We start from the raw sequence: 25,545 nt of genomic DNA, 5'->3' as shown, positions 1-25,545 counted from the left end.
GTGTCAAAGTTCTTTATTCGGCGACCCATTGTCGCCATCGTTATCGCCATCATCACGGTCATCGTCGGCATGGTCTCCATGCTCACGCTGCCCACGTCGCAATACCCTGATATCGTGCCGCCGGAAATCCTGGTGCAGGCCACCTATCCCGGTGCCGATGCCAGAACCCTGTCACAGGCCGTTGCCACACCGCTCGAACAGCAGATGAACGGCGTGGACAACATGCTGTACATGTACTCGGTGAATGCCAACAACGGCCAGACACAGGTCTTCGTTGACTTCGACGTTAAGACGAATGCGGACACCGACCAGATCCTGTCACAGCTCCGTGTATCGCAGGCTCAGGCTCAGCTTCCCGCACAGGTAAACACTGCGGGCCTTACCGTACAGAAGGCGCTCACCTCGCCTCTGATGCTCGTTGGTATCAACTCCAACGACAAGAAGTACGATCAAGAGTTCCTCACCAACTACGCCATCATTAACGTGCAGGACGAAATTGCACGTGTACCCGGTGTCAGCCGTGTGCAGGTCTTCGGTGGTCAGTACGCCATGCGTATCTGGGTTGATCCAGCCAAGCTGGCCAATCTCGGTGTCACCGCAACCGACGTCATTACTGCCTTGGGCACACAGAACACCGTGAACCCTGCCGGACAGATCGGTGGCGAACCCACACCCGCGGGACAGCAGTTCACCTACACGGTGCGCACTCAGGGCCGTCTCGTTGATGAGAAAGAGTTCGAAAACATCGTCGTGCGTGCCAATCCCGATGGATCGGTATTGCATCTGCGCGACGTAGCACGCGTTGAACTCGGACAACAGCTCTACAGCCTTTCGGCACGCTACAACGGCGCACCCGCCGGCATGATGGGTATCTACCAGCTGCCCGGCTCCAACGCCGTGCAGGTGGCAGAACAGGTTCGTAAGCGGCTGGACGAACTGCAGAAGACCTTCCCTCCGGGCATCAAGTACGACGTACCGCTGGACACCACCAAGGCCGTTAGCGCCGGTATCCACGAGATCATCCTGACGCTGTCCATCGCTCTGGCACTCGTCATCATCGTGGTGTTCATCTTCCTGCAGGGCTGGCGCGCAACGCTCATTCCTTTGCTGGCCGTGCCTGTCTCACTGATCGGTACATTCGTCCTCTTCCCCTTGCTGGGCTTCAGTATCAACACGCTGTCGCTCTTCGGCCTCGTACTCGCCATCGGTCTCGTCGTTGACGACGCCATCATCGTGGTGGAAGCCGTAGAACATCACATCGAAGAGGGCATGTCGCCCACAGACGCGACCATCAAAGCTATGGAAGAGGTAGGCGGCCCCGTCGTCGCCATCGCTCTCATCCTTGCTGCGGTGTTCATCCCAACGGCAGCCATCCCCGGCATTACGGGACGTCTGTATCAGCAGTTTGCTGTGACCATCGCTATCTCGGTGTTGATCTCGGCATTCAACGCTCTCACGCTCTCACCGGCTCTCGCGGCACTCTTGCTGAAGCCGAAGAACAAGGAGAAGAAGCCCGGTCTGCTTGGTCGCTTCTTTGCTTGGTTCAACCGTGTCTTCGGTCGAACCACGGAAGCCTACGTCGGCACATCGCGCGTACTCATCCACAAGTCCGCCCTCACGATGGTGGCGCTCGCGATCATCGCAGTGGTGGCTGTCTTTATGGGCTCGCGACTTCCAACAGGATTTATCCCGCAGGAAGATCAGGGATACCTCTTCGCAGCACTGCAATTGCCTGATGCTTCGAGCCTGCAGCAGACCGATAAAGCAGCACAGGAAGTCACCAAGGCTCTGCTTGCAACGCCTGGTATCGGCGGTGTAGTTGCCGTCAACGGCTTCAGCTTGCTCACACAGGTACAAAGCACCAACAGCGCCTTCTTCTTCGTCTCGCTCAAACCCTGGGATGACCGAAAGACGAAGGAAGAACAGATTGAAGCCATCCAGGCTTCCGTCGGACAAAAGCTGATGGGCAATCCTGCAGGCTTGGCGTTCAGCTTCCCGCCCCCCGCAATTCCCGGTATCGGTACTTCGGGTGGTGTCACCATGGTGGTTGAGGATCAATCCGGTAACGATGATCCCAACTTCCTAACGCAAAACCTCTTCGCCTATCTCGGCGCGCTCAAGAAGCGTCCCGAAATCGCCGCGGCCATCCCGTCCTACCTACCGGCAGTACCGCAGTTGTATGCCGAAGTCGATCGCGAAAAGGCAATCCAGCAGCAGGTGGATCTGTCCAGCGTTTACAACACCATGTCCACCTTCATGGGTGGCTACCTGGTCAACTACTTCAACCGCTTCGGTCGCCAGTGGCAGACCTATGTCGAGGCTGAAGGAAGCTCACGTACGAAGATCGACAACATCGATCAGTTTTACGTGCGCAGCGCGAACGGCAGTCAGGTGCCTCTTGCCTCTCTCGTTCACGTCAAGAAGATCAATGGACCAGAGTTCGTCCTTCGATTCAACGAACACAATGGCGCGCAGCTCAACGTTACAGGCGCTCCGGGCTACAGCTCAGGACAGGTGCGTAAAGCACTGGAAGAAACCTTCCAGCAATCTATGCCAGCAGGCATGGGCTATGACTACACCGGCATGAGCTACCAGGAACAGAAAGCCGCACAGGGCGTACCCACATGGGTTGTCTTCGGTCTGTCTCTGCTCTTCGTCTTCCTCATTCTCGCGGCGCTCTATGAAAGCTGGACACTTCCCTTCAGCGTTCTGCTCTCCACACCGGTCGCCATCCTGGGTGCGTATCTTGCGCTCAGCATGCGCTCCATGGAAAACGACATCTTTGCCACCATCGGTCTCATCATGTTGATCGGTCTCTCGGCAAAAAACGCCATCCTGATCGTGGAGTTCGCAGTCATCAGCTACAAGGAAGGCAAGTCCATCGCAGAGTCCGCACTGGAAGCTGCAAGACTTCGCTTCCGTCCCATCCTCATGACCAGCTTCGCCTTCGTCTTCGGTTGCCTTCCCCTGTGGACAGCAACTGGCTCGGGCGCAGTGTCACGACGCATCCTGGGAACCGTGGTGATCGGCGGCATGTTGCTGTCGTCCATCATCGGTGTACTCATGGTGCCGGTCACCTTCTCCGTCGTGGAATACCTCTCACATCGCTTCGGCAGGGGTGGCAAGGGTACAACGATGGATTCCAAGCCGGATTTTGATCCCGTAGCCGCGGCTGCCGCAGATGGAGGTCACCACTAATGCGACACCCAGCAATCACATCTGTTCTATCTCTTGCGTTGATTGCCACCACTGGCTGCAACGTTGGTCCCAAGTACACGCGCCCGCAGGTGCCGGCACCACCGGCATTCCGCGGCGCGGATGAAGCAGTCGTCTCCAGCGATCCCACGCAATCCATCGGCGATCGCAAGTGGAGCGAAATCTTCCACGAACCCGAACTGCAGCAGGACATCCAGCAGGCGCTTGCAGCCAACTACGATCTGCGCATCGCAGCGCAGAAAGTATTGGAAGCGCAGTCGCAGGTGAAGATCACACGCGCCAATCAATTCCCTACGTTCAACGCTGGCGGTTCGGGCATCGGTGCGGAGTTGCCGGATTCTCTCAGCAATACGATTAGCTCGCCAATTACCGCAGGCAGCCTCAATCTCTCCGCTGCGTGGATACCCGACTTCTGGGGCCTCTATCGCAAACAGACAGAAGCCGCACGCGATCAACTCATCGCGCAGGACTGGGCACGCTCCGCGGTGCGCATGTCCCTTGTCAGCCAGGTAGCCACCACCTACTTCACGCTGCGTTCGCTCGACCAGCAGATTGCCGTCGCGCAAGACACGCTGAAGGCCAGGCAGGATTCTGTTCGTCTCACTCGTGCGCTGACCGATGGCGGCCGCGCTCCGCTCTCGGATCTTCGTCAGGCAGAACAGCTTCTTTACGGTGCTACTTCCGCTATCCCTACGCTGGAACAGCAGCGTGAGCAGCAGGAAAACGCAATGCGTCTCCTGCTGGGCCAGACTCCGGGTACAGTCGCGCATACAGATCCATCTGCACTCGCGCCTGTGCCGCGGGATCTCCCTGTAGGTGTTCCTTCGCAATTGTTGGAGCGTCGCCCGGACATCCAGCAGGCGGAAGCACAGCTGAAGGCAGCTAACGCAAACGTCGGCGTGGCGAAGGCGCAGTTCTTCCCCCAGCTCTCCATCAGCTTCTCCGCAGGTCTCGGCGGAGACAGCTTCTCCAACCTCTTTGACCCATCCGGTCGCACCATCTACGGCATCGGTTCGCTCGCGCAGCCGATCTTCGCAGGTGGCAAACTGAGCGGGCAGTATGCGCTTTCGAAACAACAGAAGGAAGAGATGGTCCTCACCTATCAGAAGACCATTCTCGGTGCCTTCCGCGATGTATCGAATGCCCTCATCGCGGTAAACAAACAACGTTCCGCACGTGAAGAACAGCAGAAGCTTGTCGCAGCCGCGCAGGACGCAACACGTCTCGCACGCGTTCGTTATCAGGCGGGCGCCGCAACCTATCTGGAAGTTCTCGTCAGTGACTCCTCACTCTTCAATGCGCAGTTGAACCTCATCAGCGCGCAACAGGGCGAAGCAGTTTCCTTGGTGCAGCTCTACCAGGCACTCGGTGGCGGCTGGCAGTAACACTCGCAACTAGACAAAACGAAGAGGCCGGGTGATCATCACCTGGCCTCTTCGTTTCTTGAATATCATTACGCCTGCAATGCAGTAATCAACTCCTCCACATCGCGTATCGGCGGATGGCACGTCATGCCACTGCACACCAACGCATACACGCCTTCCTCACGAGGCATCTTCGCCACAGTCTCCATCAACGCGGGTGGCAACGCATCCATCTGCTCCGCCTTCACGCGAATCACGGTGCGGTTCACCGCAAACGGCGTCAACGCAATCAACTCCAACCGTGCAGCTTCCTCACCATCGCCCACAATCACCACCTGCACCGGCGGACGAGAAAACTGTCCCAACGCCAACGCAAACGTCGCCGCATACAAACCAAAGTGCTCCACAATGCCCGCGAACGTCTCCAGAGTCTCCTGCGCGTTATCGCGATACACCTGCTTGCCACTCAACTCATGCAGACGAAGCAACAACATCGCCGCAGCAGGATTACCAGCAGGCGTAGGGGCATCCTGAATCGGCTTACGCCGCGTGATCAAAGCACCAATCAACTCTGCAGCATCCGAAGGCGTGTCATAGAACCCACCACCACGACCATCATAGAAACGGCGTAACAGCGTCTCCGCAATCTGCTCCGCAGCAAGGTAATACGCCTGCTCACCACACGTCTCCCAAACATCCAGGCAGGCATGAGCAAGAAAGACAGAATCATCCAGCACACCCGGCACGTTCGCAGCCGCATTCACGTTTTCGGCATAAGCCACCACGTGCGACACCACGCCATCCTGCAGCGCAGCAGCCAACACGCGGTCGAGCGACTTCTTCGCAAACGCAATCGCCTTCGGCATCTGCAACGCGCGACCCGCAGTCACAAACGCAGAAATACACATCGCATTCCAGCCGATGTACAGCGTGCGATCAATCAATGGCGTAGGCCGTTTCAACCGAGCCTGGTACAACTTCGCACGCACCATCTTCAGCATCATCGGTGCCAGCGTCGCATCCACTCCGGCATGTTCCGCAGCTTTCTCCAAGGTCATGGGACGGAACAACACATTGCGCGAAGTATCGTGATGCATGTCACCCACCGCGCCAATGTCGTAATACACCTCGGCAAACTTTAACTCTTCCGGAGTGAGAACTTCCGCAGCCTCCGCGCGCGTCCATGTGAAGTAATTGCCATCGTCATCCAGCGACTGATCCGCGTCCTGCGAAGCGAAGAATCCGCCACGCTCGCGATCACACAACCACTCGTCCATCCACTGGATAATGCCCCGCGCCGCCGCCGCGCACTCCGCATCCGCGAAAGTCTGAAACGCATGGCAGTAACTCCTAAGCATTTCGGAGTTGTCATAGCTCATCTTCTCGAAGTGCGGCACAATCCATCGCTCATCCACTGAATAGCGATGGAACCCGCCGCCAAGCTGATCGTAGATACCACCGCGCGCCATCTTCTTCAGAGTCGTCAATACAGCTTCCGCACACTGCGCCGCGTTCGCTTCACCGCGCGAAGCCGCATCGGTCAGCATCGTGATCGCTCCGGGATGAAGGAACTTCGGCTCCGACCCAAAGCCGCCATGCACCGGATCGAACTGCTTCAAAGCCGAATCCATCATGCGATGCAGCAAAGCAATCCCAGCGCCATCACGCTCCAGATCACTCATCGCGCCTGAGAACGTTTCGCCCTGCTCAATTGCCTCCATCACGCTCGAAGCAGACTCAAAAACATCCTCACGCTGATTCTGGTAAGAAGCAGCCATCGTCATCAACACACGTCGGAACGACGGACGCCCATAACGCTCTTCCGGCGGAAAGTATGTGCCGCCAAAGTAAGGCCGCCCATCAGGCGTAAGAAACGCCGTCAGAGGCCACCCACCCTGTCCACTGATCGCGGCCACTGCCGCCTGATAACGCGTATCCACATCCGGTCGCTCATCACGATCCACCTTCACCGCAATGAAGTGTTCATTGATCAGCGCCGCTGTCTCCGTATTCTCATACGATTCGCGGTCCATCACATGGCACCAGTGGCACCACACTGCGCCCACATCCAGCAGCACAGGCTTGTCCTCCGCCAGTGCACGTTCAAAGGCCTCAGGCCCCCACGGCAGCCATTGCACAGGCTGGTGCATAGCCGAGCGCAGATACGAAGAAGACGAGGAGGAAAGCGCGTTTGCAACGATTTCAGACATTTCTTCCAGTGTACTTTGCGCGCAAACGCAGAAGAGGCAGAGAGCGTAATGCCCTCTGCCTCTTCTGTTCTGGTTTTGTGAAACCTACTTCTGCTGCGGCATCTGGAACGGCGGCAACGGCGGAGGCGTATTCGTCAGCGGAGCCGGTGGAGCCGGATCCTTCGGAGCCGTCAATCCCGGAATCACCGGCGCTGCGCTCATCGTGCCTGAAGCTGCCTGCTCGATGTTGATGTTGTAGCGCTCCAGCGTGTTCGCCAGCAACTGCTGCAGCGAAGCACGATCACGTGCATACACAGCAGTCGCTGTAATCAGGGTGTTGTCAGCAAGAGCCAACGCACGTTCCTGTGCTAGCACAAGTGCCGTGGTCGACGACCCCAACCGGAACTTCTTCTGTTCCGCATCCAGAGCCTGTGCCTGATAGTCACGCGTAGCCTGTGCAGACACCACACTCGCACGGTCATTCGTCAACGCATACTGCCCGTTGATCACCTGAATCCGCGTCTGTGTGTACAGCTGCTGCAAACGCATCTGCGCCTGGCGATATTCCATCTGCGAACGGGCCTGGTCAGCCTGCGCCGGACGGTTGCGAATCGGAATGCTCAGCGTCGCACCTACACCGCGATCCGGGGCGCTGTTGTTGAATGCGCCGGAGAACGCCGTGCCATACGCTCCAAAGTTACCCAGACCGCAATTCGGCAGCGTCGGATTGTTCGTACATGCCGAGCTGGCAGGGTTCGCCGTACCGGCAATACCTGTACCACCGTAGAACGCATAGGCATTCAGCGTCGGCAGCAGACCATTCTTTTCCGCACGAATCGTGATCTTGTTGGTCTCCATATTGAGCACTGCCTGCTCAATCGAAGGATTGTTCACGTAAGCCTGCTTCACCAGGTCTTCGATAGGCGTATCTTCTTCCGGCAAACGCTCCAGGCTCACGCGGTCCGTCGGAATAACCGGAGCCGTCGCAAGCTGCGGATCATTCAGATCGCGCACAATCGCCTGCTTCATCAGCAACTGCTGATACTCCAGGTTTGATTGCGAGGTCACCAGCGCCTGGCGATCGGTGCTTACAGCCTGATCGCTGTTGATGATATCCAGCGGTGCCAGCGTTCCAATCTCAAGCTGACGACGGTTATCTTGTGCCAGCTTCGTGGACTGTTCCAGTGCGCGTGTCTTCGCCTGAACGTCTTCGTACGCACTCACCAGGTTCCAGTAGATGCTCTCAACCTGCGTCACGGTGTAGATCAACTGCTGACGGAAGGCTGAATCCGTAATACGGCGATTGATCTTCGCCTGCACCACGAAGCGTCCCTGAATCCACGGGCCAAAGCCCTGCAACAGGTTCTGCGTAACCGTCGCCTTGAACGACGAGTTGAACTGTGGTGTGTACGCGCTCAGAAACGAAGTCGAAGTCACACGCGAGTTGCTGAAGGTCACATTCAACTGCGTACCGGTCAGGAATCCCTGCTGGTAGCCGAAGTTGTACGTCGCCGTATCGGTCGTCGTGGAGTTCGGGTTGAAGATGCTCGTACCACCAGGCGAAATCGCGCTCTCATACTGCAACGTGCCCGTAACGAGCGGGTCGCGGTTCAACGGCGTAGGACCTCCACCGTTGGTCGACAGCACGAGTCCCGAAGCACCCGTACCCGAACCACCCGAAGAAGTCGTCGTACCGCCAGGACCACCACCACCGGTCACAGTCGTTGAGGTACCGCCCAGCGTGTTCGCCACGATACCGGTGGAAACACCGCGCAGCGTGCTGCCAGCCTTGGCGCGCAGAATGTCAGTATCTGCAATGTCCAGGTTGATACGGGCAATCTCAATATCGAAGTTGTTTTCCAGCGCCAGCAGCACGGAATCGGACAGGCTCAGGTAGATCTTGCCGTCCTTCAGCAGATCACCCAGCCGAGGCGTATTGCTCAGGCGCGGCGAGTTGTAATCCGTGGGCGTATACGGAGCAATCGGGTTCTTCCAATGGCTCTTCAGATTGCTGTAATCTTTGCCCGTTTCACGCAGAAACAGCGGTCCCGGATGCGCCGGTTCAGGAGCCTGTGGGATACCTGGCGCGCCGGTCGTAGTGATCTGCTGCGCCTGTGGAGGGGCAGGTGCCGTGGGGTTTGTCTGCGTGCCAGCCGGAGGAGCCTGCTGTTGCCCAGCCTGCGCCAACGCCACTTCCTGGCCAAGTGTTCCCATGAAAAGCAGCGCAATTCCGGCCGCTCCCTGCAATGTTCCTGCTTTCACGCCTGTGTTCTCCAACAACTGTGAGGAAAGTCTTTCCTAAGGAAGACGTTCACCGGACCCGTTCGGACGCACCTTAATTACATGCGGCCGGTTATCAGCACAGTTCAATCCATTGGATTGCTGGCTGAACCCGTTCGCAGGCCACCTGTACGCCCGTGTTCCCTTCGGAAGTCAAAGTATACCAACCACCGGCCATGCCGCACGGCATAGTCGTGCATGGTACGTTCGAAACATCCGCAATGTTCCCGCGGACCTCTCGCCATGCCCGATCCCACGACCCAGCCAGAAGCCGCAATACACACCTTCCGGCTCACGCTGGCGTACGATGGCACGGATTTTTTCGGATGGCAGATCCAGCCCGACCTGCGAACCATCCAAGGTACCCTCGCGGAAGTCCTTCGCGAAACCATCGGCGAAGAAACCCTCCCGCAGGGCTCCGGACGCACCGACACCGGCGTCCACGCCTCGGGCCAGACTGTTTCGCTCACGTTAAAAGCGGACATTCCTGCAGATCGCCTCCACCGCGCATTAAATCGTCGACTTCCCTCCGCCATCCGCATTCTCACCTGCGAATCCGTTTCGGAAGACTTCCACGCCCGCGCCAACGTCCTCAACAAGACCTACGAGTACCGCATCTTCCCCCGCCGCACTCCCGGCAGCCGCGAAGAACGCATCTGCCTGCCACACATTGCGCGTTACGCATGGGACTGCCGCTGGCCCTTAAACCTGGAGCTCATGCAACAAGCCGCAGCCGCACTCATCGGCACACACGACTTCTCTTCCTTCGCCGCCCGCGACCCCGATCGCAAACGCCGAGCCGAGGAATCCGGCGAACCACTGAACAACATCCGCACCATCTTTGCCTCCGAATGGCTCCTCCACAACGACCTGTTCGTCTACCGAGTCACCGGCACCGGCTTCCTCCATCACATGGTCCGCAACATCGTGGGCACTTGCGTTGAAATCGGCGCCAGCCGCATCCCCGCCGACAGCATTCCCGCTATCCTGACCGCAAAGAAACGCGACGCCGCCGGAGCCACCGCACCCCCACAGGGGCTGCACATGATGCAGGTGGTCTATCGCGACCATCCAACGACAGAGGAGGCCTCCGCATGATTCTTCGTGACCGCGAACTCCTCCCGCTCGCCCGCATCGCTCAGATCGCTCAGGACCGCTCCGTCCATCGCGCCTTCGGCTGGTTCCATCTGCATGAACCACGCCTCCGCGCGTGGCAGAAGGAATGCGTTGCCATCCCCGCGCCGCCCTTCGGTGAAGCCACACGCGCTGCATGGTTTGTCGACCGCATGAATGAACTCGGCCTCGCCAACGTCCACATCGACGCAGCAGGTAACGCGCTCGGCCTTCTTCACGAAGACGACGGCACATCCCCCGTCGTGTTGCTATCCGCGCATCTCGACACCGTCTTCGCAGCCGAAACCGAACTCGACATCCGCGAAGACGAATCGCTCCTCATCGGCCCTGGAATCTCTGACAACGGCGCAGGCCTGGCCGCACTTCTCGCCATCGCCGCCGCCATGCGCCACGCGGAAATCGACCCCGCCGCCAACATCCTCTTCGCCGCCAACACCGGCGAAGAAGCCGAGGGCGACCTCCGCGGCATGCGTCATCTCTTCAAAGGGTCACCCTTCGCATCACGCATCTGCGGCTCGCTCGCACTCGAAGGCGCAGGCAATGAAACCGTCGTCACCCGAGCCCTCGGCAGCCGACGCTTCCGTGTCGAAATCACCGGCCCCGGCGGCCACGCATGGACTGACTCCGCTCTGCCCAACCCCATCGTCATCCTCGCGCAGGCCATCAGCGAACTCGCCGCACTGAAACTCCCCTCGCGACCGAGAACGACGCTCAACATCGGCGAAATCCGGGGAGGCACATCGGTCACCTCCGTCCCTCAATCCGCCTCCGCCACCTTCGACATCCGCTCCACCGACGCCAACCAGATCCTCTCGCTGGAAGTCCGTCTCTACCGCGCCGTCGAAGACGCCATGCTCGCCATCCCGCGCTCTCACCGCGAAACCCTGAAAGCAACCATCACCCTCATCGGCGACCGTCCCGCGGGAGAACTCGCGCCTAATTCGCGTCTACTCGCCAGCATCCACGCCGCCGACCGCCATCTGCGCCTTCGCACCGAAGAACGCCTCGGCTCCACCGATGCCAACATCCCGCTCTCCCTCGGCCGCGAAGCTGTCGCCATCGGCGCCGGTGGCCTCGCTGGGGGCGTGCACACCACCAATGAATGGCATGACACCCGGGGACGTGATCTCGCCCTCCGCCGCGTCCTTCTCGTTCTGCTCGACCTCTGCGGCTACGCCGGCATAAACGCCGCCGAATGCGACGAGCGTTCATGATCGTCACGCGCCGCCAATCCCTCCTGGCTCACGCCTTCCTGCTCGCCATCGTTCTCGTCTGGGGAGCCACCTTCAGCGTGGTGCAGAACGCCCTGCGCGACTGTTCGCCCTTACTCTTCAACACCCTGCGTATGACGCTCGCATGTATCGCGTTAGCAGTCGTCCATCTCCGCCATCTGCGAAACCTCTCCCGTTCGGCCATCCGCGCAGGTGCTGTCGCTGGACTCTTCCTCGCCCTCGGCTACGCCCTGCAAACCACCGGCCTGCAAACCACCACAGCACCTCGCTGCGCCTTTCTCACAGGGCTAGTCGTTGTTCTTGTGCCGCTCTTCTGCATCGTCCCCAAACTCCGTCCGCCCGGCGCACCCCGCCCCGGAATCGTGCCCCTCTTTGGAGCCGCCGGAGCATTTGCAGGCATCGTCCTACTCACCACACCTGCCAATCTGCCGCTAAGCGAATTCACTCACGGACTTCACCTGGGCGACCTCCTCAGCTTCCTCTGCGCCATCGCATTCGCCGCGCATCTGCTGTCGCTGTCGCACTTAGCCCGACAAATCCCCGCGTCCCAACTCGCAACCCTCCAAATCGGCTTCGCAGCTCTTTTTCTCGCGCTCGCAATGCCTCTGGTAGAAACACCCCGCATAGACATCAGCGGATACCTCATCTTCGCCATGCTGCTCTGCGCTCTGGTCGGAACAGCGGCAGCGTTCTATGTCCAGACATGGGCACAGCAATACCTGCAGGCCAGCCACACGGCTCTGCTCCTCGCACTCGAACCCGCCTTCGCTCTCCTGACAGCTTTGTTGTTTTTCGGAGAGCGACTCACCCTTCGCTCCGGTCTCGGCGCGGCGCTCATTCTCATCAGTCTCATCGCCAGCGAATTGCTGTCATCACAACCAGTCTCTGAGCAACCCGAAGCCAACGCTGCATAACACCCCTTTCCACGCATACAATTTCAGTGCGGAGGCGTCTAATCCGCTGAGGTGCCGCATCTCGCGACACGTACGCTCCAAGGAAGAACGAGGAATACCCTTTCATGGCATCGAACCAGACCTTTTCAGAACGGATTCGCAACAATCGTCTTGCGACGTCGTTCGTGCTGCTCGGAACCCTCTCAGCCGGCGTCATCGCTGGCTCAGTGATGACCGGCACCGTTCACGGCGCAATGCAGCAGAAGAAGAACGACACCTCCGACGCAACGCCGCTCAAGGTTCCCGGCATGGTCGCGGAGCCGAATCAGTTCACCAAGATCGCCAAGGAAGTGGGCCCTGCGGTCGTCAATATCAACACCGAATCGCTGCCCAAGCAGGTCACCAATCCGCGCGCCCGTCGCGGTGGTCGCCGCGCACCGGGTCAGGGTCAGGGCGATGACGACCAGCAGCAGAACGACATGCAGGACTTCTTCAACCGTTTCTTCGGCGGCAATGGCCAGGGCGGCGACGGAGATGATGACGACGATCAGGGCGGCCCAGCAGGCGGCGAACGCCACGCACTCGGCTCCGGCTTCATCGTTGACCCGCACGGCTACATCGTCACGAACAACCACGTTGTCGACAAAGCCGACCGCATCTACGTCAAGCTGACCACCGATCCCGAAAACGACCCCGGCCACCCGGCCCGCGTCATCGGCGTCGACAAGGAAACGGACATCGCCGTCATCAAGATCGACGTCCCGGGCTCACTGCCCACCGTGAAGCTCGGCAACTCCGACGGCGCACAGGTCGGCGACTGGGTTCTCGCCATCGGCAGCCCCTTCTCGCTCTCGCAGACCGTCACAGCGGGCATCGTCTCCGCCAAGAACCGTGTCGATCCCTCGGGCGCAGGCAGCCAGTTCCAGAAGTTTATCCAGACCGACGCAGCCATCAACCCCGGCAACTCCGGCGGCCCGCTGCTCGACATGTCCGGCTCCGTCGTCGGCGTGAACACGGCCATTTACACCCAGTCCATGGGTTCCGTGGGCGTTGGCTTCGCCGTCCCGTCGAACACTGTCATCAACGTCTACAACAACCTCATCTCGCCAGAGCATAAGGTCGTTCGCGGCTCCATCGGCATCAGCTTCCAGCCCGGTATCTCCTCCGCGGTCAGCCGTATCTACGGCTTCGCCAAGGGCGGCGTTCTGGTTTCCACCGTCACCCCCGGTGGCCCGGCAGCCAAGGCTGGCATCAAGCCACAGGACGTCATCACCGCCATCGACGGCACACCGGTTAAGGACGGCGACGATCTCGTCTCCAACGTCTCGCCCCGTCGCCCCGGCTCAACCGCTCGCCTCACCTACTTGCGCGATGGCAAGGAAAGCAACGTAACCGTCACCATCGGCGACCGTGCTCAAACCACCGCCGCCATGAACGGAGACGACTCCGACGACGACAGCAGCCCGAACACACCGCCCAAGTCCAACGTCGCTCAGGACAAGTTCGGTATGTCGGTTAGCGCCGTTCCTGCCGAGATCCTCAGCCGTCTCAAGATCTCCGGCGGCGTGATGATCACCAACATCAAGCCCGGCACCTTCGCCGATGACCTGCCGCTGCAAAAGGGCGACATCATCACCGAAGTCAACCGTCACGCCACCCCGACTCTGCCCGAGTTCGAATCCACCATCTCCAAGCTCCGCTCGGGCGATGACGTGGTCTTCGTAGTGCGTCCGGTCAACAGCCGCAACGGCAGCAGCTTCGTCGGTGGAAAGTTGCCGTAAGAAGCAATCAGCAACAAAAGAAAGCCGGGCTAATCAGCCCGGCTTTTCTTATGCCAACTTAGAAGGAATTCAGCTTCGTAATCTTCATCGGTTCCAGCAGCTTTCCTTCCAGATCCGCACCCAACTTCTGCGTGTACGGCTGAGCCATATGGAACCTGTGTGCCTCCTCCGACGAGAAGATCTCAAAGAACACCAGCTTGTTCGGGGCACCCTCAATCGAGGTCGTATACATCGCCTCACATCCCGGCTCCTTCAGCACGATAGGCAGAAGCGTAGAAAAGATATTCTTGGTCTCTTCCAGCACCTCAGGCTTTACCGAAAACTCCGCAAGCAGATACAGCTTTCCATCCTTCATGACATTCACCCTTTTCCATCACAACACCAGTAGAGGCAAAACGAGAGCTTCAGCAGCTCTCGTTTGCCTTGCGATTAGAACTTCGTCGTGTAGCGAGGAGCCGCGTCCTTGCTCGACAGGAACGGATACAGCGCCAGGCGCGCCTGCTCATAGCGGTTCCATACCTCAACATCCGGCAACGCTGGAATCGTAACCAGTTCCTTCTCGTCAAACGCGACCAGCGATGCATCAACGCAATCTTCGGCACTCATCACATTCTTTTCCGGCAGATTGTGTACCGCCAGACCAGCGCGATCCCAGAAGTCTGTTCTCGTGGCGCCCGGCAGAACCGCCTGCACCTGTACACCCGCATCCTTCAGCGTATTGAAAAGCGACTGCGTGAAGTTCAACACATAGGCCTTCGATCCGCTGTAGGTACCGTTCAGCGCGTCAGGATTCACTGCCACAACAGACGAAACATTGATCACCGCACCGGCCTTCTTCGCAATCAGGTTAGGCAGCACTGCAGACGTCAGGCGAGTAAGCGCCGTCACATTCAGGAAGATCATGTTCTCAAGTTCATCCACGTCCGAGTCGACAAGAGACTTCGTGCCACCAAAGCCCGCATTGTTCACAAGAATCGACACATTCTTGTCGGCCTTAAGTCTCGCTTCAACTGCAAGCAAAGAAGGCTTATCAGTAAGGTCCGCAACCAGCGTCTCGACCTTCACGCCATTCTGCTTCGACACCGTGTCGGCAACGTTGTTAAGGCGCTCCCCATCACGCGCAATCAGCAACAGATCATATCCGCGCTTTGCAAAACGATCAGCATAAACAGCACCAATACCGCCCGATGCACCGGTAATCACGACTGCACCTTTGGAGTTTGCGGAAGACATTTCATTCACCTCTTGTTCGTTAAGTTGGCCGTAATCCCGGTCACATTTGAATTGATTAGACCAGTCTGTTCTTTGATTCAGAAAATCTTTTCTCTCGCAAAATATGAAAAACTTCAGCCTTTCAGCAGAACGTTAAAAGTGTTGTCGAAGAACAACTCCAGGGGCTTATCACTCTGGTCAGCCTTTGCCCTCACCTGCGCGCCCTCCCATCCATTCACCAGCAGCGCAGCCAGATCATCTGCCTTCGCCGTCTTGGGCAGTTCGCCTGCAGCAATCGCGTCCCGCAGCGTCTTCGCCAAGGCGTTCTGCCAGGCATCGAAGATCGTGCTCAGCAGGCTCCGGATCTCGGCATTCTGTCCGCCAATCTCAAGGCTCAAATTGCCCAGAAGGCATCCTGCAATCGGCCCACCGCGCCGCCCATAGGTCGCCATCAGGTCCTTGAAATAACGACGCAGCTTTTTCATCGGCGAGCGTGTCGAATCATCCAGATTGCGTTCCAGACGATCCAGCTCACCGGTCGCATAGCGCCGGATCACCTCCATCACAAACTCGTCTTTCGTCGAGAAGTGGTGATAGAACGACCCCTTCGGAATCTTGGCAACCTCAAGTATCTGGTTGATTCCCGTAGCGGAATACCCCGCCGAACGCACCAACTCCAGACCGACTTCAATCAAATTCTCGCGTGTGGTTCTGCTGGCCATAAAGAATAGACTAGTCTACCCACCCCTCGGATTCTTCCTAGACTCCACATTCCTTGAATCAGGCGGCCGCCTGTAAAAACCATCAGTTGTTCGTAGAAATTCGACGCACTAGCGTTTCCGTGAAGGGACGGAAACCCAATGGCGAAATCGAAGATCACAGCAAGTGCAGCTCCTGAAGCGGGTGCTGCAGGTACACCCAACATCCTTCCTCGTCCTGACTTTCATTTCCCCGGCGAAATTGGCCGCACGTATCTCGATTCCGATCCAGCCAAATTCCCCAAGCCTGTACAAGCTCCCGAAGGCGCGCCCAACATCCTTCTCATCTTGATTGACGATTGCGGCTTCGGTGAGTTCAGTACCTTCGGCGGCGGCATCCCCTCGCCCACCATGGATCGCCTCGCAGGTGAAGGTCTGCGCTACAACTGCTTCCACACCACGGCTCTCTGCAGCCCCACGCGCGCGTCAATCATCACTGGCCGCAATCATCACGACGCAGCATTCGCCGGCATCACTGAGATTGCCACCGGCTACGACGGTTACACCTGCATCCTGCCAAAGAGCTGCGGCACCATCGGTGAAGTCCTGCGCCAGAACGGCTATATGACCGCATGGATTGGCAAGAATCACAACACGCCGCCATGGGACACCAGCGCCGCCGGGCCATTTGATCGCTGGGCCAACGGTCACGGCTTCGATTACTTCTACGGCTTCAACGCGGGCGACATGAATCACTGGGACCCCATCCTGTACGAGAATCGCAATCTCGTTCCTCGCTCCACGGATCCCGACTATCACCTCACCGTAGACATCGCGGATAAGTCCATCGCTTGGGTCCGACAGGCCACAAGCATTGCACCAAGCCGTCCCTTCTTCCTCTACGTCGCGCCCGGCGCCACTCACGCTCCGCACCACGCTCCGAAAGAATGGATCGATAAGTTCAAGGGCAAGTTCGATGAGGGCTGGGATAAATACCGCGAACAAACGCTCGAACGCCAAAAGAAACTCGGCGTCGTCCCCAAAGACACCAAACTCACCGAACGCTCCAGAGGCCTGCCAGCATGGAGCTCTCTCAACGCCGATCAGAAATGCCTCTACGCACGCATGATGGAGGTCTTCGCTGGTTACGGCGCACAGTGTGACTACGAACTCGGCCGCATCGTCGACGCCGTAAAAGCACTTCCCGGCAGCGACAACACCATCATCATCTACATCGCAGGCGATAACGGGTCGAGCGCAGAAGGCGGCCTCGATGGCTCACTCTGCGAAAACCTGTTCTTCAATGGCTTCTCAGAAAAATGGCAGGACAATATCAAGGTCATTGACGAGCTCGGTGGCCCAAAGCACTTCAATCACTTCCCCGCAGGATGGGCGCACGCCATGAACGCGCCATTCCAGTGGACCAAGCAGGTAGCGAGCCACTTTGGTGGCACACGCAACCCCATGATCATCTCCTGGCCCGACCGCATCAAGGACAAAGGCGGTGTGCGCTCGCAATTCACACACGTTATCGACATCGTGCCCACGCTGTATGAGGTCTGCGGAATCACCGCACCACGCGAGCTGAATGGTGTGGTGCAAAAGCCAATCGAAGGTGTCAGCTTTGCCTTCACCTTTGAAGACGCCAAAGCCCCAAGCCGTCATAAGACGCAATACTTTGAGATCGCATGCAACCGCGGTCTTTATCACGACGGCTGGATGGCATCCTCGCCTTCCTTTGTCCCCTGGGAATCGAATCGTCCAAACTGGGATCCCGATACAGCGCAATGGGAACTCTACAAGCTCGATGAGGACTTCTCACAGGCAAACGACCTCGCCAAGAAATACCCTGAAAAGCTTCGCCAACTGCAGGATCTGTGGTGGGTTGAAGCTGCCAAATACACCCTACCCCTTCACTGGCAAAATCAACCGAGTCGACATCGAGCTGGGCCCCATGAACTTAAGCCCTGCCGATGAAACCAAATTGCACGAAATGCAGACGGCATTTGCCGGATCACACGAATAAACACGGGCGGTTCTTGGGAGAAAGAACTACCCCCCGAGCCCCGCAAATCAGGAGAAAGAGAGTTGGCACGGTACTTCTGCTAACTCTCTTTCTTATCTCTTCTTGTCGTACTGACGTCTTGCCTTCTCGAACTTATCCAGATTCTTGACAGTCCACATCCAGAGCGGGTGAACCTGCTCCAGCATCGCAATGCCCAACGGACTAATGGTGTATTCCACCCGCGGCGGCACCTCGGGAAATACAACGCGCGTTACCAGCCCATCTCGTTCAAGCTGACGCAGTGTCTTTGTAAGCGACTTCTGGCTTACACCTTCAACTCTTTCCATGACGCGAGAAAATCGCATCGGTGCGTCAGCTTCTGCAAGCACGGCCATCGTCCACAATGTCCATTTCTCGGCCATCTGGTTAACGACCTCTCGCGCAACCGAGTCCCTCTCCGGTCCTAATTTTTCGCAGGCCGCATTCGCATATTCCCAATCAATCGCCATTAGTTACCTCAAGGTAAGTATCAGCCAAAAAGGTGCCTTATTGCCATTTGATACTGACCACAGCATACTCGCAACATGGCGGTTCCAGTCTGCCAGTTAGGAGCAAAGAATGAGCGGTAAAGAGAAACCTGTCGTTCTCGTAACAGGGGCATCCTCGGGTATTGGTAAGGACTTTGCACTGCAGCTTCTTCAGAACGGTTACAAGGTGTATGGCGCGGCTAGAAGAGTGGAAAGAATGGCCGACATCGAATCCGCCGGCGGTGTTGCTCTTGAGATGGATGTCACAGACGACGCAGCGATGACCACTGCCATAGACCGCATCATTCGCGACGAAGGACGCATTGACGTTCTCGTCAACAACGCAGGTTACGGGCAGATGGGTGCGTTGGAAGACGTGCCAATGGATGTGGCCAGACGGCAGATGGAAGTCAATCTGATCGGCGTAGCTCGTCTTACACAACTTGTGCTGCCACACATGCGCGCGCAGAAGTCCGGCAGGATCGTGAACATCTCAACGATTGGCGGAAAGTTTGCGGGACCATTAGGTGGCTGGTATTACGCGTCGAAGCACGCGCTGGAAGGATATTCCGACACTCTCCGCATGGAAGTCCGGCAGTTCGGCATCGATGTCGTCGTGATCGAACCGGGAGGCATAGAGACGGAATGGGGCCCCATCGCATTCGGCTCGGCGGAACAGTATTCAGGCCAGGGCGCATATGGTCCGCTGGTGAAGGTGATGATGAACTCACCGATTCTGAAACGCACAATGCCCCCGCCCCAGGTCATCACCGATCTTCTGCTGAAGGCACTCAAGAGCAAGCGGCCAAGCGCGCGCTATCACGGAGGTTATATGGCAGGTCCCATCCTGTTTTTGAAGTGGCTCCTCCCGGATCGAATGATGGATTGGGTGCTCATGAAAACCATGCAATAAGCCAAATTAGATTTTCAAAACATGAAACAACAAGGGAGGGACCGGTGTTCCTGCGCACGTAGAAACACCGGTTTTTTTTGGCCATAAAGAAATCGACTAGCCTACCTAACACCCGATTTCGTCTTTATAGTTTTCCATCAAGGCCGGTAAACAGTCTGCCTCTCAGCCAGAAGGCCACCTTCACCAACCCCATCAGCGCGGGCACCTCGATAAGCGGCCCAACCACACCAACAAATGCCTCACCTGAGTTCAAACCAAAGACAGCTACAGCAACAGCAATCGCCAACTCAAAGTTGTTGCCTGCCGCAGTGAACGACAACGTAGCAGATTGTGCATAGTCCGCCCCAAGCTGCTTGCCCATGAAGAAGCTGACAAGAAACATGATGAGGAAGTAGATCACCAGCGGAATCGCAATCCTCACCACATCCAGCGGAAGCCGCACAATCAAGTCACCCTTAAGCGAGAACATCACAAGGATGGTGAACAGCAGCGCCACAAGCGTGAGCGGACTGATGCGCGGCACAAAGCGAGTCCTATACCACTCCTCACCTTTCGCTCGTATCAGCACAAAGCGTGTCACAAATCCCGCAACAAATGGCACACCAAGATACAGTCCAACACTCTTCGCAATATCGGCAATGCCAATCGAAACAACGCTTCCAGTCAGCCCGAACCACTTCGGCAAAACCGTCAGAAACATCCACGCATACACGCTATAAAACAGCACCTGAAAGACGCTGTTGATGGCGACAAGCCCAGCGACATAATCTGTATCGCCCTCTGCCAGCTCGTTCCGCACAAGCACCATCGCAATGCAGCGCGCAATCCCAATCAGAATTAAGCCACGCATGTAAGCCGGTTCGCCACGTAGAAAAAGAATGGCAAGCAGAAACATCAGCACCGGCCCAATCAACCAGTTCTGCACCAGCGAAAGACCAAGCACGCGCTTGTTAAGAAACACCTCACCAAGTTTTTCGTAGCGCACCTTTGCCAGCGGCGGAAACATCATCACGATGAGTCCAATGGCGATTGGAATGTTTGTCGTTCCGCTCTGGAAACGATTCACGAAAGCCGCAGACGACGGCATGAAGTGACCGATTGCAACGCCAATCGCCATCGCAAGAAAAATCCATAGCGTTAGGAAACGGTCCAGAAACGAAAGTCGCTTGCGCACTGCAGGAGCGCAGATCTGGCCATTGGTAAAGGAGGCGGTGGCCATTAGCAGGTCTCGCAGCACGGCTCAGAAATTGACGCAGGGATTGGCGCTCCATCCAGTGCGTACTTCGCCGGAGAGCAGCAGGCCTTACTCAGTCGCGCTTTATCCACCTGCATCGTCTTCTCTTCTTTTAACGAAGCAAGTGTCTGCTTAAGAATCTGTGTCGCACCAATATGCGCAGGCATCACAATGCGATAGTGCATCCACTTACCTTCGCGTCGCGCTGAAACAATTCCAGCCTTGCGAAGATAAGCAAGATGCCGCGAAATCTTTGGCTGTGGCGCATCAAGAATTTCCACGAAGTAGCAGACGCAGACTTCCTGCTCCCCCATCAGGTTGAGCAATCGCAGACGTGTCCTATCGCCTAGCGCTTGAAAAAACTGCTCCATGTCGAATTCCGCTTTACGAGCCATGCTTTATATATATACGCATTGACGAATATGTTCGCAATACATATATTCGCCTTAGCGGATATATAAGGCACACATGTCAGAGATTCTCGATTCGGTAAAAGCAAAGTATGGCGCAGTGGCGGTGAGTACTCTCTCCAGCAATCACGCGGGTGTAAAGGCAGTTGCAGAAGCTTTCGGATACAGCGCTGAAGAACTAACGTCCATCCCCGCGGAAGCCAACATGGGACTCTCCTGCGGTAACCCAACAGCCACCGCAAACCTGAGAACTGGCGAAGTGGTTGTGGATTTAGGCTCCGGCGGTGGGCTCGATGTGTTCCTCGCTTCAAAACAGGTCGGACCAACAGGCAAGGCCATCGGCATCGACATGACAGCCGCAATGATTGAACGTGCAAGGTCGAATGCGGAGAAGGGTGATTACACCAACGTCGAATTCCACCTGGCCAATATCGACAACATTCCGCTGCCCGACGCTTCTGTCGATTGCGTCATCTCCAACTGCGTTCTAAACCTTGCGCCTGACAAACCCGCGGTCTTCCGTGAAATCGCACGGATACTCAAGCCCGGAGGGCGCTTGGCAGTGAGCGATATCGCGCTGAAGAAGGAGCTTCCAGAGGCTATCGCGACAAGCCTCGCCGCCTATGTAGGTTGCATCGCGGGAGCAATCCGCATCGAGACGTATCGCAAAGAACTATTGAAAGCAGGCTTCGAGTACGTCGAGATCGTCGACAGCGGCTCCGATCTGAACGCATACAAGAAAGTTGAAAACCAGGCGGGATGCTGCTCCCCCGCCATGAATGAGTCCAACCCGTTTGCCGTGGTTCAGGAAGCATGCTGCACACCTGAACCAACGGCCACCAGTCTGCATGATGACTTGTCTGCGCTGCTCGACACCTATGACGTAAATCAGGCCGCTGCCAGCGTAAAGATCTACGCCATCAAGCCCCGCACTTAACCGCTGAGAGAACAGAAATCATGAAGACTGTAATTTTCGCTTGTGTTCACAACGCTGGTCGCTCACAGATGGCCGCTGCATTCTTCAACGCACTAGCAGACCCATCCAAAGAGCGTGCGATATCGGCAGGAACAGAACCCGGTACGCGTGTTCATCCTGAGGTGCTGGAAGTAATGCGCGAAGTCGGCATTGACCTAAGCAACGCGCAACCGCAAAAACTCACCGAAGAACTCGCTCGCAACGCCGATCTCCTCATCACCATGGGGTGCGGAGAAAAATGCCCATATGTCCCAGGACTACGCCGTGACGACTGGCCACTACGCGATCCCAAAGGACTTCGCATCGAACAGGTACGCGAGATACGCAACGAAGTGAAGCAAAGAATCGAAAACCTATTACAGCAAGAGAGCGGTTCGTAGGAAACTCCAGCGACCAAAGCCCGTTCTCCAGCAAACGCCGCTAGCCACGAAGGGTGACAAACATCTCTGATCGAATCTTCCAGCCAGCCGCTGTTCGTCGCCACATCGCAGAATAGCTACCGGTATACGCAACGGAACCAGAAGGCAGAGTTGCCACCCAACTTCCATGCTCGGCAGCCAAAGCCTGATCGTCTGCTACATGGATGACCTCAGGTGTGCGCACATAGGCCATGCCCTCCTTCGGTCGATCGAAGCCTGCTTTAAACAACCGGAGATACTCGGCGCGCGATGAGACGAACGTCCCATCGCCGATGACTCCCACATAGTCTTCGCCAAGCGATGCTCCAACACCCACCAGATTCCGTCGCGCAATCGCACGATTGGAATTCTCGCGGGCGCGCCGAATCTCCGCTTCATGCGACTCTTCTTTCAAGCCCGTCTCATGCATGTTGTTCCCACCAAAGAAAAAGTAAATAAAATCTATCGGCAATCGCGCAGGGGGCCACAGTGAAAGGAAGCGCGTTCGCTCCCAGAAAATCCTGTCAAGCCCCCAAACCACTTAACCCCAACAAATCAAAAGAAATAGGGTTGGCATTCTATTTCCACCAAACCACTAAAATAGAAATAGCGAACGAAGTTGCTGGTGAGCTAACTCGCTGCTTTTCTCCTAACCCCTTTAGAAAGACGATTTTGCCTCTAACCCCAATGGGCAGACGATTTTAGCGCCAGCCAAAACGTAAACCCAATAGAAAGACGATTTTAGAAAAAACAGGGGGAGGGGGGACCCAGCCCAACAATCGAAAAGAAAAGCGAGCCCGAAAGCTCGCCTTCCCTTCTGATTGCCCAACAAGCTAGCTACCGAAATCTACCTTTGGAGCGGCCTTCGATCCCGGATCAGCCTGGTAATAACCGTTCTTCTGCTTGAACCCTGCAATGGAAGCCCAAAGGCTGTTCGGGAACACTGCAATGGTGTTGTTGTAGTCCAGAATCGCGTCGTTATAGCGCTTGCGCGTCACGGCAATGCGGTTCTCTGTGCCCGACAGTTCATCTTCCAGCCGCATGAACTGCTGGTTGCTCTTCAGGTCCGGATAAGATTCCTGCATCCGCGTCAACGGCAGAATGGCAGTCGATAGGCGATCGTTCGCCGCCAGCTTCTCATCCGGTGTACGAGCCTGCAACAGGCCGCTGCGAGCCTCTGCAATCTTGGTCAGAACGTCCGTCTCCACCTTGGCATAGCCCTTCACGCTGGCCACCAGGTTCGGGATCAGGTCCGCTCGCCGCTGTAGATCCACGTCAATAGCGCTGAACGCCGCATCCACCTGGTTGCTCTTCACTGCCATGGAGTTGCGCGCGGAGATATAGCTCATACCTACCAGCACAACCAGAACCACCAGCACAATGATGCCAATCAGTCCCTTCTTCATCGTTCCCCCGTTTGTTCCTGCTGTTGTACTACCTTCCAATGTCTTTGGCATGTCAATTACCAGCTCCGCGTCTTCTACCTGCTACCGCGTCTTTGCCATACGAGTCGCCAACACCATCCCTTTGCCAGGAGTGACCATCTACCATGCCCCCGGCTAGGAGCTACCAGCTACCGCCAGCGCCTCCTCCACCCGAACTTCCGCCACCGCCGCCGCTGAAGCCTCCTCCACCGCCGCCTCCACCGCCGCCCCAGCCGGAGTCATCACCACCCCAACCACCGCCACGTCGGCCACCGCCCAGCAGGTTGCCCAGGATCATCCCGGTAAGGAACCCTCCGCCGCCACCGCCACCACCATACCGCCCCCCACCCCCACGTCCACCACGCGAAGCCAGGAAGATGAAGAAAAGAATGGCAAGGAAGATAAGAATGCCGGAAAACGGACTAGAACTGCGCTGTTTACGGCGATACGTCTGTACCGGCTGCGGAGTGTTCAGAGTCACACCCGCATCCTTGGCAATCACATCCGAGACTTCACCAACCGCCGTGCGCAACGCGCCGTTATAGTTCCCCGTCTTCAGGTCAGGAACCATATCGCGGCCAATGTCGCCGGTCTTGCCGTCAGGCAGAATGCCCTCAAGCCCGTACCCAATCTCGAACTGGTACTTATGGTCATCCACGGCAACGACCAGTACCACCCCCCGGTCCTGCCCCTTCTGCCCCGGCTTCCACTTCGCCAACAGCTCATTCGCAAACTCGGCAGGCGAAGAAGCGCCTTCGATCTTGTGAATGATCGCAACAAACATCTGCGCATGCGCCTGTGTATCCAGGGCACGCAACTGATCGTTCAGGTCAGATTTGGTGGAATCACTCAGAACGCCCGCGTAGTCGTTCACATATGCCGTGGGCATCGGCATGTCTTTAACGGTCTCCGCCACTGCGGGGAAGACCCACCCGAGCAGCACAACCGCAACGACAAAGCCCCAGTACCGCAGGATGCGTCTAGCCATCACGAATGATGATACGCCCCCGCATGGCAAATGGTTCCATAAACACGAAGGCGGATGCATCGCGTGCATCCGCCTCACTCTGTCGTTTGAAAAGTGTGGCTTACTGAATGCCCATCTTCCCGGCAATGCCATCAATCATCTTCGTATGCTCGGCGATCACAGTAGAAGCATGTTCCGTCAGCTTCTTGATGTCAGGATTGTTTGTCGCCTGATTCTCCTGCTTCATCTTGTCCAGATCCTGGTGGTGATCCTCAACCATCGACTTCACATAACTCTTGTCGTATGTCTCACCGGTAAGCATCTTCAGCTTGGCATAGGTTGCATCCTCGCCAATCGAAGGTGATGTTGGAAGAGTCACACCAGCTTTGGCAGCCACCGGTTTCATCCCGTTGTACAGCGCACGATGATCGGTGATCATCTTTTGCGCGAACATCTTGACGTCCGGGTTCTTCGTCGTCTTCACGGTCAGTTCGCCCGCTTTGACCTCAGCCAGATTGGCTTCCGCGGCATCCTTAAGGAAGCTCTTGTCTTGATCGCTAAACGCCTGCCCGAAAGCTGCCGGTACGGTACATGCAAACAGTGCTGCCGAAAGTGCGATCGTCCGAATGTTCATGGTCGTTCTCCTTGCGGTCTGCTTTGTTTGCAGTTCCCGCGTCTTCACGCGAGATAGA

The 25,545-nt window shown here is 57.1% G+C and carries 22 protein-coding genes; 10 read left to right on the top strand and 12 right to left on the bottom strand.

Annotated elements, in window-relative coordinates; translation table 11 throughout:
- Both BLT38_RS07440 and BLT38_RS07435 read left to right on the top strand, forming a co-directional pair.
- Entirely contained in the window at positions 1-3,198 is a 3,198-nt protein-coding gene (locus BLT38_RS07440) for an efflux RND transporter permease subunit (RefSeq protein ID WP_083344603.1), read from the top strand.
- The gene (locus BLT38_RS07435; RefSeq protein WP_083344602.1) at positions 3,198-4,601 is read left to right on the top strand and encodes an efflux transporter outer membrane subunit; all 1,404 of its coding nucleotides are present in this window, start codon (positions 3,198-3,200) and stop codon (positions 4,599-4,601) included. Before BLT38_RS07440 ends, BLT38_RS07435 begins: the two co-directional genes overlap by 1 nt.
- Before the next feature lie 68 nt (positions 4,602-4,669).
- On the opposite strand, the gene BLT38_RS07430 is transcribed toward BLT38_RS07435, so the two are convergent.
- Together BLT38_RS07430 and BLT38_RS07425 are read right to left on the bottom strand one after the other, a co-directional pair.
- On the bottom strand, positions 4,670-6,790 hold the full coding sequence (locus BLT38_RS07430; RefSeq protein ID WP_083344601.1) for a thioredoxin domain-containing protein: 2,121 nt from the start codon (positions 6,788-6,790) through the stop codon (positions 4,670-4,672).
- 84 nt (positions 6,791-6,874) lie between these two features.
- Positions 6,875-9,031 carry a TolC family protein gene (locus BLT38_RS07425; protein WP_231966805.1) on the bottom strand — a complete coding sequence of 719 codons (2,157 nt, stop codon included), beginning with the start codon at positions 9,029-9,031 and terminating at the stop codon, positions 6,875-6,877.
- A 261-nt stretch (positions 9,032-9,292) separates the two neighbouring features.
- On the opposite strand from BLT38_RS07425, the gene truA reads away from it, so the two are divergent.
- The 4 genes from truA (at position 9,293) to BLT38_RS07405 (ending at position 14,089) form a co-directional block, all read left to right on the top strand.
- On the top strand, positions 9,293-10,147 hold the full coding sequence (gene truA / locus BLT38_RS07420; protein ID WP_083344600.1) for a tRNA pseudouridine(38-40) synthase TruA: 855 nt from the start codon (positions 9,293-9,295) through the stop codon (positions 10,145-10,147).
- Complete coding sequence (locus tag BLT38_RS07415; RefSeq protein ID WP_083344599.1) at positions 10,144-11,397, top strand: M20/M25/M40 family metallo-hydrolase; 1,254 nt, start codon at positions 10,144-10,146, stop codon at positions 11,395-11,397. The genes truA and BLT38_RS07415 overlap by 4 nt, the downstream gene beginning before the upstream one ends.
- A complete protein-coding gene (locus BLT38_RS07410) occupies positions 11,394-12,329 on the top strand; it encodes a DMT family transporter (RefSeq protein WP_083344598.1) in 936 nt (311 codons plus the stop codon). The genes BLT38_RS07415 and BLT38_RS07410 overlap by 4 nt, the downstream gene beginning before the upstream one ends.
- Before the next feature lie 104 nt (positions 12,330-12,433).
- A complete protein-coding gene (locus BLT38_RS07405) occupies positions 12,434-14,089 on the top strand; it encodes a trypsin-like peptidase domain-containing protein (protein ID WP_083344597.1) in 1,656 nt (551 codons plus the stop codon).
- Positions 14,090-14,147: 58 nt separating this feature from the next.
- Here BLT38_RS07405 and BLT38_RS07400 read toward each other — a convergent pair whose 3' ends face one another.
- The 3 genes from BLT38_RS07400 to BLT38_RS07390 form a co-directional block, all read right to left on the bottom strand.
- Entirely contained in the window at positions 14,148-14,444 is a 297-nt protein-coding gene (locus BLT38_RS07400) for a putative quinol monooxygenase (protein ID WP_083344596.1), read from the bottom strand.
- A 74-nt stretch (positions 14,445-14,518) separates the two neighbouring features.
- On the bottom strand, positions 14,519-15,322 hold the full coding sequence (locus BLT38_RS07395) for an SDR family NAD(P)-dependent oxidoreductase (protein WP_083344595.1): 804 nt from the start codon (positions 15,320-15,322) through the stop codon (positions 14,519-14,521).
- Positions 15,323-15,435: 113 nt separating this feature from the next.
- Positions 15,436-16,023: a TetR/AcrR family transcriptional regulator gene (locus BLT38_RS07390; RefSeq protein ID WP_083344594.1), complete on the bottom strand. Its 588-nt coding sequence runs from the start codon at positions 16,021-16,023 to the stop codon at positions 15,436-15,438.
- A 138-nt stretch (positions 16,024-16,161) separates the two neighbouring features.
- Between BLT38_RS07390 and BLT38_RS07385 the strand changes: the two genes are divergently transcribed.
- A complete protein-coding gene (locus tag BLT38_RS07385; RefSeq protein ID WP_197674948.1) occupies positions 16,162-17,976 on the top strand; it encodes an arylsulfatase in 1,815 nt (604 codons plus the stop codon).
- 141 nt (positions 17,977-18,117) lie between these two features.
- Here the strand turns inward: BLT38_RS07385 and BLT38_RS07380 are convergent, their stop codons facing one another.
- Positions 18,118-18,513: a winged helix-turn-helix transcriptional regulator gene (locus BLT38_RS07380; protein ID WP_083344593.1), complete on the bottom strand. Its 396-nt coding sequence runs from the start codon at positions 18,511-18,513 to the stop codon at positions 18,118-18,120.
- A gap of 109 nt (positions 18,514-18,622) precedes the next feature.
- Here BLT38_RS07380 and BLT38_RS07375 point away from each other — a divergent pair, with 109 nt between their 5' ends.
- Positions 18,623-19,444 carry an oxidoreductase gene (locus tag BLT38_RS07375; protein WP_083344592.1) on the top strand — a complete coding sequence of 274 codons (822 nt, stop codon included), beginning with the start codon at positions 18,623-18,625 and terminating at the stop codon, positions 19,442-19,444.
- Between the two features lie 124 nt (positions 19,445-19,568).
- Here BLT38_RS07375 and arsB read toward each other — a convergent pair whose 3' ends face one another.
- The gene (gene arsB, locus BLT38_RS07370) at positions 19,569-20,663 is read right to left on the bottom strand and encodes an ACR3 family arsenite efflux transporter (protein ID WP_083344591.1); all 1,095 of its coding nucleotides are present in this window, start codon (positions 20,661-20,663) and stop codon (positions 19,569-19,571) included.
- On the bottom strand, positions 20,663-21,073 hold the full coding sequence (locus BLT38_RS07365; RefSeq protein WP_083344590.1) for an ArsR/SmtB family transcription factor: 411 nt from the start codon (positions 21,071-21,073) through the stop codon (positions 20,663-20,665). Before BLT38_RS07365 ends, arsB begins: the two co-directional genes overlap by 1 nt.
- Before the next feature lie 73 nt (positions 21,074-21,146).
- Here BLT38_RS07365 and arsM point away from each other — a divergent pair, with 73 nt between their 5' ends.
- Complete coding sequence (arsM, locus tag BLT38_RS07360) at positions 21,147-22,025, top strand: arsenite methyltransferase (RefSeq protein WP_083344589.1); 879 nt, start codon at positions 21,147-21,149, stop codon at positions 22,023-22,025.
- Positions 22,026-22,045: 20 nt separating this feature from the next.
- Positions 22,046-22,444, top strand: coding sequence for an arsenate reductase ArsC (locus BLT38_RS07355; protein WP_083344588.1), 399 nt, complete (start codon positions 22,046-22,048; stop codon positions 22,442-22,444).
- Between the two features lie 40 nt (positions 22,445-22,484).
- Here BLT38_RS07355 and BLT38_RS07350 read toward each other — a convergent pair whose 3' ends face one another.
- The 4 genes from BLT38_RS07350 to BLT38_RS07335 all read right to left on the bottom strand — a co-directional run bounded on the left by BLT38_RS07350 (position 22,485) and on the right by BLT38_RS07335 (position 25,487).
- Positions 22,485-22,892: a YybH family protein gene (locus BLT38_RS07350; protein ID WP_083344587.1), complete on the bottom strand. Its 408-nt coding sequence runs from the start codon at positions 22,890-22,892 to the stop codon at positions 22,485-22,487.
- Positions 22,893-23,295: 403 nt separating this feature from the next.
- A complete protein-coding gene (locus BLT38_RS07345; protein WP_083344586.1) occupies positions 23,296-23,919 on the bottom strand; it encodes a LemA family protein in 624 nt (207 codons plus the stop codon).
- Positions 23,920-24,028: 109 nt separating this feature from the next.
- On the bottom strand, positions 24,029-24,874 hold the full coding sequence (locus BLT38_RS07340) for a TPM domain-containing protein (protein WP_083344585.1): 846 nt from the start codon (positions 24,872-24,874) through the stop codon (positions 24,029-24,031).
- A gap of 100 nt (positions 24,875-24,974) precedes the next feature.
- On the bottom strand, positions 24,975-25,487 hold the full coding sequence (locus BLT38_RS07335; RefSeq protein WP_083344584.1) for a DUF4142 domain-containing protein: 513 nt from the start codon (positions 25,485-25,487) through the stop codon (positions 24,975-24,977).
- Positions 25,488-25,545 lie beyond the last annotated feature (58 nt).

The sequence above is a fragment of the Terriglobus roseus genome (genome assembly GCF_900102185.1).
Classification (GTDB): domain Bacteria; phylum Acidobacteriota; class Terriglobia; order Terriglobales; family Acidobacteriaceae; genus Terriglobus; species Terriglobus roseus_A.
The sequence above is the reverse complement of the archived record's forward strand: the minus strand, read 5'-3'. Positions and strand labels throughout refer to the sequence as shown.

Bases quoted from the DNA above. Each gene is read 5' to 3' on its own strand.
- BLT38_RS07435 (WP_083344602.1), top strand. From the start codon at position 3,198: ATGCGACACCCAGCAATCACATCTGTTCTATCTCTTGCGTTGATTGCC.
- BLT38_RS07430 (WP_083344601.1), bottom strand. From the start codon at position 6,790: ATGTCTGAAATCGTTGCAAACGCGCTTTCCTCCTCGTCTTCTTCGTAT.
- truA (WP_083344600.1), top strand. From the start codon at position 9,293: ATGCCCGATCCCACGACCCAGCCAGAAGCCGCAATACACACCTTCCGG.
- BLT38_RS07415 (WP_083344599.1), top strand. From the start codon at position 10,144: ATGATTCTTCGTGACCGCGAACTCCTCCCGCTCGCCCGCATCGCTCAG.
- BLT38_RS07410 (WP_083344598.1), top strand. From the start codon at position 11,394: ATGATCGTCACGCGCCGCCAATCCCTCCTGGCTCACGCCTTCCTGCTC.
- BLT38_RS07405 (WP_083344597.1), top strand. From the start codon at position 12,434: ATGGCATCGAACCAGACCTTTTCAGAACGGATTCGCAACAATCGTCTT.
- BLT38_RS07400 (WP_083344596.1), bottom strand. From the start codon at position 14,444: ATGAAGGATGGAAAGCTGTATCTGCTTGCGGAGTTTTCGGTAAAGCCT.
- BLT38_RS07395 (WP_083344595.1), bottom strand. From the start codon at position 15,322: ATGTCTTCCGCAAACTCCAAAGGTGCAGTCGTGATTACCGGTGCATCG.
- BLT38_RS07390 (WP_083344594.1), bottom strand. From the start codon at position 16,023: ATGGCCAGCAGAACCACACGCGAGAATTTGATTGAAGTCGGTCTGGAG.
- BLT38_RS07385 (WP_197674948.1), top strand. From the start codon at position 16,162: ATGGCGAAATCGAAGATCACAGCAAGTGCAGCTCCTGAAGCGGGTGCT.
- BLT38_RS07380 (WP_083344593.1), bottom strand. From the start codon at position 18,513: ATGGCGATTGATTGGGAATATGCGAATGCGGCCTGCGAAAAATTAGGA.
- BLT38_RS07375 (WP_083344592.1), top strand. From the start codon at position 18,623: ATGAGCGGTAAAGAGAAACCTGTCGTTCTCGTAACAGGGGCATCCTCG.
- arsB (WP_083344591.1), bottom strand. From the start codon at position 20,663: ATGGCCACCGCCTCCTTTACCAATGGCCAGATCTGCGCTCCTGCAGTG.
- BLT38_RS07365 (WP_083344590.1), bottom strand. From the start codon at position 21,073: ATGGCTCGTAAAGCGGAATTCGACATGGAGCAGTTTTTTCAAGCGCTA.
- arsM (WP_083344589.1), top strand. From the start codon at position 21,147: ATGTCAGAGATTCTCGATTCGGTAAAAGCAAAGTATGGCGCAGTGGCG.
- BLT38_RS07355 (WP_083344588.1), top strand. From the start codon at position 22,046: ATGAAGACTGTAATTTTCGCTTGTGTTCACAACGCTGGTCGCTCACAG.
- BLT38_RS07350 (WP_083344587.1), bottom strand. From the start codon at position 22,892: ATGCATGAGACGGGCTTGAAAGAAGAGTCGCATGAAGCGGAGATTCGG.
- BLT38_RS07345 (WP_083344586.1), bottom strand. From the start codon at position 23,919: ATGCCAAAGACATTGGAAGGTAGTACAACAGCAGGAACAAACGGGGGA.
- BLT38_RS07340 (WP_083344585.1), bottom strand. From the start codon at position 24,874: ATGGCTAGACGCATCCTGCGGTACTGGGGCTTTGTCGTTGCGGTTGTG.
- BLT38_RS07335 (WP_083344584.1), bottom strand. From the start codon at position 25,487: ATGAACATTCGGACGATCGCACTTTCGGCAGCACTGTTTGCATGTACC.